The sequence below is a fragment of the Demequina sp. genome (genome assembly GCF_024642165.1).
Lineage (GTDB): Bacteria > Actinomycetota > Actinomycetes > Actinomycetales > Demequinaceae > Demequina.
Genome location: NZ_JAHEBP010000083.1, coordinates 1 through 9,037, shown reverse-complemented (window position 1 = coordinate 9,037; position 9,037 = coordinate 1). Strand labels below are relative to the sequence as shown.

8 protein-coding genes and 1 pseudogene are annotated in these 9,037 nt (G+C 73.9%); 4 read left to right on the top strand and 5 right to left on the bottom strand.

What is annotated here, in order from left to right:
* A partial coding sequence (radA, locus tag Q0L54_RS08280) for a DNA repair protein RadA (RefSeq protein WP_296667046.1) occupies positions 1-1,213 on the bottom strand: 1,213 nt, incomplete at its 3' end.
* A gap of 80 nt (positions 1,214-1,293) precedes the next feature.
* Here radA and Q0L54_RS08275 point away from each other — a divergent pair.
* From Q0L54_RS08275 to proC, 3 genes are read left to right on the top strand one after another with little or no spacing between them, the layout of a single operon-like run.
* The gene (locus Q0L54_RS08275; RefSeq protein ID WP_296667044.1) at positions 1,294-2,514 is read left to right on the top strand and encodes a hypothetical protein; all 1,221 of its coding nucleotides are present in this window, start codon (positions 1,294-1,296) and stop codon (positions 2,512-2,514) included.
* Entirely contained in the window at positions 2,511-3,125 is a 615-nt protein-coding gene (locus Q0L54_RS08270; RefSeq protein WP_296667041.1) for a TetR family transcriptional regulator, read from the top strand. Before Q0L54_RS08275 ends, Q0L54_RS08270 begins: the two co-directional genes overlap by 4 nt.
* 49 nt (positions 3,126-3,174) lie before the next feature.
* Positions 3,175-4,020 carry a pyrroline-5-carboxylate reductase gene (gene proC / locus Q0L54_RS08265; protein WP_296667038.1) on the top strand — a complete coding sequence of 282 codons (846 nt, stop codon included), beginning with the start codon at positions 3,175-3,177 and terminating at the stop codon, positions 4,018-4,020.
* 13 nt (positions 4,021-4,033) lie between these two features.
* Here the strand turns inward: proC and Q0L54_RS08260 are convergent, their stop codons facing one another.
* Entirely contained in the window at positions 4,034-5,071 is a 1,038-nt protein-coding gene (locus tag Q0L54_RS08260; RefSeq protein ID WP_296667034.1) for an aminotransferase class V-fold PLP-dependent enzyme, read from the bottom strand.
* Positions 5,072-5,149: 78 nt separating this feature from the next.
* Here Q0L54_RS08260 and Q0L54_RS08255 point away from each other — a divergent pair, with 78 nt between their 5' ends.
* Complete coding sequence (locus Q0L54_RS08255) at positions 5,150-6,037, top strand: LysR family transcriptional regulator (protein WP_296667031.1); 888 nt, start codon at positions 5,150-5,152, stop codon at positions 6,035-6,037.
* A gap of 160 nt (positions 6,038-6,197) precedes the next feature.
* Here the strand turns inward: Q0L54_RS08255 and Q0L54_RS08250 are convergent, their stop codons facing one another.
* From Q0L54_RS08250 to Q0L54_RS08240, 3 genes and pseudogenes are all read right to left on the bottom strand, one after another.
* The gene (locus tag Q0L54_RS08250; RefSeq protein WP_296667026.1) at positions 6,198-8,033 is read right to left on the bottom strand and encodes a carbohydrate-binding domain-containing protein; all 1,836 of its coding nucleotides are present in this window, start codon (positions 8,031-8,033) and stop codon (positions 6,198-6,200) included.
* 11 nt (positions 8,034-8,044) lie between these two features.
* Positions 8,045-8,809, bottom strand: a complete 765-nt coding sequence (locus Q0L54_RS08245) for a polyphosphate polymerase domain-containing protein (RefSeq protein WP_296667024.1) — start codon at positions 8,807-8,809, stop codon at positions 8,045-8,047.
* Positions 8,806-9,037: pseudogene (locus tag Q0L54_RS08240) on the bottom strand (hypothetical protein); the annotation flags it as partial. The pseudogene Q0L54_RS08240 and the gene Q0L54_RS08245, both read right to left, overlap by 4 nt.

Here is a 9,037-nt window from a genome sequence, read left to right as displayed (position 1 = left end):
CGGGGCGCACCGCCCCGGACAGGGCCACCTCGCCCACGGCGGCCCACCCGCGGCGCACCGGCCGGTCCGCACGCGCCGAGGCCAGCGCCAGGGCGAGGGCCACATCCGCCGCGGGCTCGGTCACCCGCGCGCCGCCCACGGTCGACACGTAGACGTCGTCCGCGGCCACGGCGAGACCCACCCGCCGGTGCAGGACCGCGAGCAGCATCGCCACGCGGGGCCCGTCGACGCCCGAGGTGGCGCGGCGAGGATTCGCGAGCGCGCTGGGCGCCACCAGGGCCTGGATCTCCGCGGGCAGGGGGCGCTTGCCGTCGATGGTGATGGTGGGGCAGGTGCCGGGTACCGACTCCGCGTCCCGCGACAAGAACAGCCCCGACGGATCCGCCACCGACTCGATGCCGGAGTCGACCAGCTGGAAGCATCCGACCTCGTCGACCGATCCGAACCTGTTCTTCAGCGCGCGCAGCAGCCGCAACGGGCTGTGCTGATCGCCCTCGAAGTGGCACACCACATCCACCAGGTGCTCGACGATCCGGGGACCGGCGACCGAGCCGTCCTTGGTCACGTGACCCACCAGGACCATGGGGATCCCGCGCGTCTTGGCCGCCTGGATCAGTGCGGAGGAGACCTCCCGCACCTGCCCCACACCGCCCGGCGTGCCGTCCACCTGGGACGATGCGATGGTCTGGATCGAGTCGATCATCACCAGGCTGGGCTCGGCGTGGTCGAGGTGCGCAAGCACCGCCCCCAGGTCCGTCTCCGCGGCGAGCAGCACCGAGGCCTCCAGCGCGCCGATGCGCTCAGCACGGAGCCGCACCTGGCCCGCGCTCTCCTCGCCGGACACGTACAGCACGCGCCCGCCGGACCTGGCGGTTCGCGCGGCGACGTCGAGCAGCAGCGTCGACTTGCCGACCCCGGGCTCCCCCGCGAGCAGCACCACGGCGCCCGGTACCAGCCCGCCGCCGAGCACGCGGTCGAACTCGCCCACGCCCGTCGCGACGCGCGCGGTCGCCAGCGTCGAGATCTCCGGAATGGGCACCGCGGGTGACGTCACGGTGGTGGCGCGCGTCGCCGGACCGGCGGGTGCGGCGCCGGTCTCCATCACCGTGCCCCATTGCTGGCACTCCCCACACCGGCCCACCCATTTGACCGCGGTCCAGCCGCACTCGGTGCATCGGTACCCGGGTGAGGTCTTGCGCGCAGCGGTGGCCATGCGCACACGCTACCCGCGGCCTCCGACACCCACGCGTGTCAGCCTCGGGTGGTGTCGCATCCCGCGCCTAGGCTGAGCGCATGACGCCCGACCGCGCCGCTGGCGACGCCCCGTCCGACGCCCCGACGTTCGACCAGATCGTGGGCGTCGCACCGTCGAAGCCCACCACGCCACGGGGCCGCGCGGCGGCGCCGACCCCGGTGCCGATCGACGTCGATTTCGACACCGACGACGTCACGTCGCCCATCACGGGCCCGCCCGCCTCAGAGATCCTGCCCGAGCCCCGGTCTCCGCTCGAGGCGGGCCCCGAACACTCGGTGCCCGCGGGAGCCCCGCGCACGGCCGTCCAGCGCCTGGGAGACTCGGCCGCCGCCAACGCCGCGCTGTCCGCGCGGGGTGCCCCCACCCCCCTGGGCGGCGTGCCCATCGTGCCGGGGACTCCGGAGCCCGTCGAGCTCCCCTTCTCCGCGAGCGAGTCGGCGTTCGTCCCCACGTTCGCGGCCGTCTCTTCGCTCCGCACGCCCGCGGGCGCGCCGCGCCTGATCGGCGAGAACGAACCCATCAGCGAGTCCCCGGACCGCCCGAGTCCGCTCGCGGACGCCGCGATCCCCGAGGGCGACACCCCCTTGTACCGGCCGCGTGTTGCCGCCGGGACGGCCGCTGCGGGGGACCCCGCGATCACGGCGGGCGACGGCGACGGCTCCGCGGAGGCGCCGCATCGTCCCGTGGGAGCCTCGGGCGCGCGCCGTCCGGGCCGCGCGCTGCCGCTGATCCTCATCGGCCTGCTCATCATGGGGGCGCTGGTCTACGTGGGGTTCCGTCTCCTCAGCCCGGCGGCCATCGAGCTGCCCACGCAGCGCGTGGTGGTCGCCGCCAGCGAGCAGCCGCGAGCCGTCGAGCCGATCACGCCCGAGAACCCCACGCCGTTCCTCGCCGCGCTTCCCACCACCGCGGGCGACTGGGCGCTCACCGGGGTGGTGACCAACGATCCGCTGGCGGACACGGCGTTGCCGGCCCGGGTGGCCGAGTCCCACACCCTCACCTACAGCGACGGCACGGACGAAGTGGTCCTCGACGCGCGCCAGCTCTACAACGCGGACGATGCGAACACGGCGCTGGCGCGCGCCGCCGGGACCGCGACCATCGAGGACATGACGGTGGGCGGGGAGGTCGTGGGTGAGCGCGCCGAGCGGACCGGCGGCACCAACACGCGCATCATGTGGACGCACGATGCGGTGTACTTCGAAGCGGTCGGGCCCACGGCCGCCGTGGTCGACTTCGTGGCGGCGTTCGGCCTGTGACCACCGCGCCGGGACCCGAGCGACGGCGCGGCCGCGGCCCGCGCGGGGCGGGTGCCGATACCCGCGGCGACATCCTGGTCGCCGCCGCGGCAGGCTTCTCCGAACACGGGTACGCCGGCACCTCCATGCGCGCCATCGCCCGCGCGGCGGGCGTCGATCCCGCCCTGGTGCGCCACTACTTCGACTCGAAGGCGGAGCTGTTCATCGCGGCGATGCGGCCGGCCCAGCCCGACGACGCTCGACTGCTCGCGCTGGTCTCGGCGCCGCGCGACCAGGTGGGCACGCGGCTCATCGCGCTATTCCTCGAACTCTGGGACGATCCGTCGCTGGGTCCCCGGATGCGCGGCATCCTGCTGTCCGCGATGACCACGCCAGAGGTCGCAAGCGCCGTCCAGACCGTGCTGATCCGGGACGTCGTGCTGCGGCTCGCGCGCGACGACCACAAGGAGATGCGCGCCGGCGCCGCGGCGTCGCAGCTGATGGGACTCGCCGCCGCCCGGTACCTGATCGGGGTGCCCGCGGTGGTGCAGGCGTCGCGGGCGGAGCTGGTCGCGGTCTACGGACCCACCCTCCAGCGCTACCTCCAGGGCGAGCTCGATCTCGAGGGTTGACCCCACCGTGGGCCGCGGCGGCGTCGCGGTCTCGCGCTAGGTTGGAGGCATGAGCTCCGAAGGTTCCGTCCCGTCCTCCGACCACCCCACCATTGCCGTGATCGGCGGCGGCGTCATGGGCGGCACCCTGGTCTCCGCGCTGTGCGTGGCGGGTTGGCCGGGCGCGGCGATCACCGTGGTCGACCGTAATCCCGAGCGACGCGCCGTGCTCGCGTCCTCCCACGGCGTGGCGCTGGCGGAGGACGCCCGGGCGGCCGTCGCCGGGGCAGGAGTGGCGATCCTCGCGGTCAAGCCCCAGCAGATGGCGGCGGTGCTCGCGGAGCTCTCGGATGCCCTCGAGCCGGGCACGCTGGTCTTCACGGTGGCGGCGGCGCTGCCCGCATCGTTCTACGAGGCTCGGTTGCCGGCGGGCACGCCGGTGGTGCGCGCCATGCCCAACACGCCGGCCGTGGTGGGCGCCGGTGCGACGTCGATCTCCGCGGGGACGCACGCCACCGAGGAGCACCTGGCTCTGGCGGAGCGGATGCTGCGCGCCACCGGTCTGGTGGTGCGGGTGGACGAGCCCCTGATCGACGCGGTCATCGCCGTGGCCGGCTCCGCGCCCGCCTACTTCTACGCGATGGTCGAGGCGCTCACCGAGGCCGGCGTCATGCAGGGCCTGGAACGGGAGATGGCGACGATGCTCGCGCAGCAGACGTTCGTGGGCGCCGCCCGGCTGCTGGTCGAGTCGGGCGACACGCCGCAGGAGCTGCGCCGCCGCGTGAGCTCCCCGGGCGGCACCACGCTGGCCGCGCTCGAGGCCATGGCCAATGCGGGCCTGCAGGGGGTGATCTCCGCGGGGGCTAACGCCGCGGTGGCGCGCTCGAAGGAGCTGGGCGCCCAGCTCTCGGAGTGACGCCGAGGACCGGTCAGGCGGGTTGCGGCACGCGCGCCAGCACGGCTCGCGCCGCCGCGTCCACGTCGGCCATGTCGTTGTAGAGGTAGAAGCCCATCCGGGCCCGGCCGCCGCGCGCCGAGGCGCGGATCCCGGCCGCCCGCAGTGCGGAGGGGTCCACCCCGTCCACGGCGACGATGGCGCTGGTGCTTGCGGTGAGTCCCACGCGCTCGCGGAAGGCGTTCGCCAGGCCCACGCTGTGGCGATAGATCGAGTCCACGCCCTGGGCGACCAGCAGCTCGAGCGCCGTGGCGCCGGCCTCGACCAGCTGCCATGGCGGCGAGGTGTCGAGGCGGCGGGCGCTGCGGCTCAGGTTCATCTCGGGACCGTACAGCGACTCCCACGGGGAGTCCGCGCCGTACCAGCTCGCGCTCACCGGCCGGATCCACGTCGCGTCGGGGTGGATCGCGGCGAGTGCGATCCCGCGCGGCGTGGTCAGCCACTTGTAGGCGCTCGACACCACCACGTCGAAGTCGCGGGCGTGCAGCGGGAGCCATCCGGCGGCGTGGCTCGCGTCCACCAGGGTGCGCACGCCGCCGACGCGCGCGGCCATCGCCAGCCCGGTGAGGTCCGCCACGCGGCCGTCCGACGACTGCACCGCGCTGACGGCGACCAGGTCGACGCCCGGGCGGGTCTCCGCGACGATGCGCTCGAGGGGCACCACCTTCACGTCAAGCCGGGGATCGGCGAAGAAGGGGAAGCAGACCGAGGCGAAGTCGCCGTCCGCCACCACCACGCGGGCGCCGTCGGGGAGCGAGGCGGCCACCATGCCGACCACCTGCGACGTGGAGGCGGCGAAGGCGACATCGGCCGGCGCGGCCCCGACGAGGGTCGCGTACGCGGCGCGCATGCGCTCCACGGCGCGGTCGATCACCGCCAGGTCGAGCGTTCCGGACTGCCAGGCGTCGACCGCCGTACGCAGGGCGTCGGCGGTGGCGCGGGCGGGCAGCCCGTAGGACGGGGTGTCGAGGTAGCCCGGCACGCGGGTCCAGTGTGAGGCGATCTCCAGCATGCCTCCATGGTGACCTCCGGCTCCACAGCCAACAAGACCGTGCTTTCAACATCGAGACCTCGATGAGATGATGGTCTGGTGATCGATGTCGAGCGGCTCCTCATCCTGCGCGAGGTCGCGCGCCATGGCTCCAAGGCGGCCGCGGCCCGCGCCCTGACGCTGTCGGAGCCCACCGTCGCGCACCACCTGCGGGCCCTCGAGCGCCGGGCGGGCGTGCCGCTCACGGTGCGGGCGGGCCGCGTCACGCGCATGACCCCGGCGGGCGAGGCGCTCCTCCAGCACGCGGACGTGATCGCCGCGAGCCTCGAGGACGCCGAGCGCTGCCTGCATCGGCATTCCGACCTGCAGGTGGGGCGGCTGCGCATCGCCGCCTTCACGTCGTTCTGCGCCACCGTGCTGCCGCGGCCGCTGGCGCAGTTCGCGCAGACGTACCCCGGCGTCGAGATCGGCCTCGCCGAGACGGAGACGGACGATGCGCTGGAGCTGTTGCGCACCGGCCTCGCGGACCTGGTGGTGGGCTTCGCGGACGCGGCCACGCCCGCGCCGGTGGACGTGCCCACCAGCGCGCTGGGCCGGGACGAGTACCTCGCGATCCTGCCCGACTCCCACCCGCTCGCCGGGCGCGCGCGGGTCGACATGGCCGCGCTGGCGGACGAACGCTGGATCTCGGGCTGCCTGCGGTGCCGGACCCACCTGGTCGCGCATGCGGAGGAGGCCGGGTTCGCGCCCAACATCGCGTTCGTGACCGAGGACTACATCGCGGCGCAGCGCCTCATCGCCGAGGGACTCGGCGTCGCCCTGCTCACGCGCATGGCGCTCGATGCGAGCCCGGCCATCCCGGGCATCGTCGCGGTTCCCACCCGGCCCCCGACGTATCGGGAGATCTTCGTGGCGCTGCCGCACGATGCGGCGCCCGCCGCGGAGGCGTTCGCGAGCCTCCTGGTGGGGGCCGACGGCGCCACCTGACGCCGTCCGCCTCCGCCCCCCGGCGCCCCCGGCGCCCCCGGCGCCCCCGCATGACAGTGCGCACGGATCCCGAGCCGACACACCGGTGGAACACCCATCTGGGTGGATTCCCGCCGCGCGTCGCACCGAACTCCGTGCGCAGTGTCAGGGGTGTAGGGGGCTAGTTGGCCGTCACCGTGCCCAGCTGGTCGCCGCCGGTCGAGGTGCCGTCGAGCACCAGGCCGTCGACGTCGTCGCCGCTCACCGTGCCGCCCACGCTGATGGTGTACGAATCGCCGGTCACGATCCCAGGCGTCGACAGAACCAGCGATTGCGCTGACTTGGTGGTGACGAAGGACGCCACGTGCTCGCCGTCGGCGTCCGTCACCGTGATGACGGTGCCCTCGGCGACCGTCGACGCGAAGGCGACGGTGAGCACGCCCTGGTCACCCGCCGCATCGGGCGACACCAGCATCCCGGACGAGCCCGCCGCGGCGAGCGTGCCGCCGCTGATGTCGAAGGTGCCATTGACGTCCAACGCCCCGTTGCCGTTGCCGGTGGGGCCGGCCACCACCACGGTGCCGCCGGTCATGCTGGCGCTGCCGTTCGAGTCCAGCCCGTCGCCGTCGGCGTCGATGTACCAGGTGCCGCCGGTGATCTCGAGGTACCGGCCCTCCACCGCCTGGTCCATGCCGCCGCCGGCGACCGTGGTCGCGTCCGTGGCGCCGTCGGACGATGCGGTGGTGGTGTCGGTGGTGTAGGCCGCCGTGACCGCGGTGGCGGAGTCGGTGGTCGCCGTCGAGGTGCCGGTGGACGTGCCCGTGGTCGCACCGTCGGTGACGGCGCCGTCCGTGGCGCCGGTGTCCTGGCCGGGCATGCCCGTGCCGCGGTCAGGGCGCGTGCCGCCCATGCCGCCGGCATCCATGCCGCCCCCGGAGGAACTGCCGCCGCTGACGTTGACGCCGTCGTCGGAGGACGTGATCGAGCCGGTGCCGCCACTGAGGATGATGACGCCGCCCTCGAGGCCCTCGTAGGACGTGGAGATGTCGACGGAGCCGTCGGAGACGTGGAGCACGCCGTCGGAGTGGATGCCGTCGTCGTCCGCCGCGAGCGCGAGGTCGCCGCCCTCGACCGTCACCTGCCGCGCCGCGTCCAGTGCGTCCGAGGCCGCGGTGACGTCGAGGGTGCCGCCGGAGATCCAGATGACGCCCACGGCCTCGCCGTCGTCGTTGGCGATGTCCTCGTTGTTGGACTTGAGACCGTCGCCGCCGGCGTCGACCGTGATGTCCCCGCCGGAGATGACCAGGTGGTCCTTGCCGCGGATGCCGTCGTCCGCCGCGGTGACGGAGATGGTGCCGCTGTCGATCACGAGCCCGTCCTTCGAGGTGATGCCGTCCTCGGCCACGGCGTCGACGGCGAGCGACCCGGTACCGGCGATCCACAGGTTCGCCGTCGAGTACAGCGTCGCGTTGGGGACGCCGGACTCCGCGTCGGTGGACGCGGTGGCGCCCGCCGCATCGGCCAGGCTGTTGGTCGAGCCCTCGGCGAGCCAGATCACCACCTCGTCCGCACCCTCGATGTCGAGGGCCGCGGTGTCGGAGGAGGTGATGTCGACGCCGTCGAGGATGAGGTTGACGTCCTCGTCCTCGGTGTCGACCACCACCTGGCCGGCGGACAGCGTGCCGGACAGCACGTACGTGCCCCCGGCCGTGATGGTGACCACGTCGCCGGCGACGGTGACGCCGTCGCCGCCCGTCGAGCCCGAGTCGGACAGGGAGATCGCGACCGCCGCGGACTCGTCGAACGGGATGTCGACGTCCTTGACGCCCAGCTCCTCGTAGGAGACCTCGGTGAGAGCGTCGGTCGAGGCGGAGACGGTCTGCGCCTCCTCCACCGTGGTGGTGGTCGCGGTCGCGTCGCCGGTGGCGGTGTCGGTGGCGGTGCCGGTCGCGGTGCAGCCGGCGAGCATGAGGGTGCCGGTCAGGAGGCCGGCGAACAGGAGGGTGGGCTTGCGCATGTCAGGGCCTTTCATGCCGCCAGGACGGCGGACGGGTTGAGGTGGCGGCGGAGGGTGCGCGTCCAGCGGTTGGACGGCAGCCCGGGCTGGAGAGCCGCGAGGGTGGTGCAGTACTTGGAGATGCGGGCGGGGCGGGCGCCCTGCGCCCACAGGGCGCGGTCGACGTCGCCGGCACGATGCGCGGACTTGGTCTCGACGATGAGCGCGTCGCCGAAGCCCACCCGGTTGCCCGCCGCATCGGTGCCGGTGACATCCCGGTCGATGGTCACGCGGACGCCGTCGCCCACGAGCGTGGACCGTTGGTAGCGGGTGGTGAGCACGGGCCGGAGATCGTCGACGGCGCCGGCGACCAGCGGGAACGATGCGACGAACTCCCGCGCGTGGCCGTCCACACGGCCGTCGCGCAGGGCGTCGGCGGCGAGCCACTCGCGATGCTTGACCGTCTCGCCGCGGGCCGAGCGGAGCTTCACCTCGATGGCGCGGTCGCCGGTGCCCAGGTACTCGCGGGTGCGGACCTTGTAGCGCGACGGGCGCCTGCGGGCGGCCGCCGTATACGACTCGAGCCGCGGGGTGTCGTAGTAGGTGGACGAGTAGCCGAAGCTCCGCTCGCCGTCGATCTCGAGCGCACGCAGGCCCTCGACGCCGGCGAGCGCGCGGTCCCACGTCGACGCGTCGACGATGTACTTGCGGTCCACCCGGGTGAGCAGCGCGGCCTCGGCCTGAAGCGCGTCGAGCGTCGTGGCCGGCAGCGCCGCGAGGCGTCGCTCCCAGCTCATCGCGCGGCCTCGTTGTCGACCCGGCCCAGACCATGGGACGGTGCGGGTGCGAGGCCGTGGGCGTGGGCGGGGGCGTGGGAGACGATGCGGTCGTCGAGAGGGGTGGAGCCGTCCGGCAGGCGCGTGAACCGGACGTCGACCACGGTGGTGTCGTTGACCATGTCGACCTTGCGGATCATGAGGCGCTGGACGTCGGCGTTCAGCAACCCGGCGAGGTGGCGGGACGCC

What these genes read in the sequence shown, in the direction of transcription:
- Q0L54_RS08260 (WP_296667034.1), bottom strand. Translation starts at nt 5,071, where the DNA reads ATGCTGGAGATCGCCTCACACTGGACCCGCGTGCCGGGCTACCTCGAC.
- Q0L54_RS08245 (WP_296667024.1), bottom strand. Translation starts at nt 8,809, where the DNA reads ATGAGCTGGGAGCGACGCCTCGCGGCGCTGCCGGCCACGACGCTCGAC.
- Q0L54_RS08275 (WP_296667044.1), top strand. Translation starts at nt 1,294, where the DNA reads ATGACGCCCGACCGCGCCGCTGGCGACGCCCCGTCCGACGCCCCGACG.
- proC (WP_296667038.1), top strand. Translation starts at nt 3,175, where the DNA reads ATGAGCTCCGAAGGTTCCGTCCCGTCCTCCGACCACCCCACCATTGCC.
- Q0L54_RS08250 (WP_296667026.1), bottom strand. Translation starts at nt 8,033, where the DNA reads ATGCGCAAGCCCACCCTCCTGTTCGCCGGCCTCCTGACCGGCACCCTC.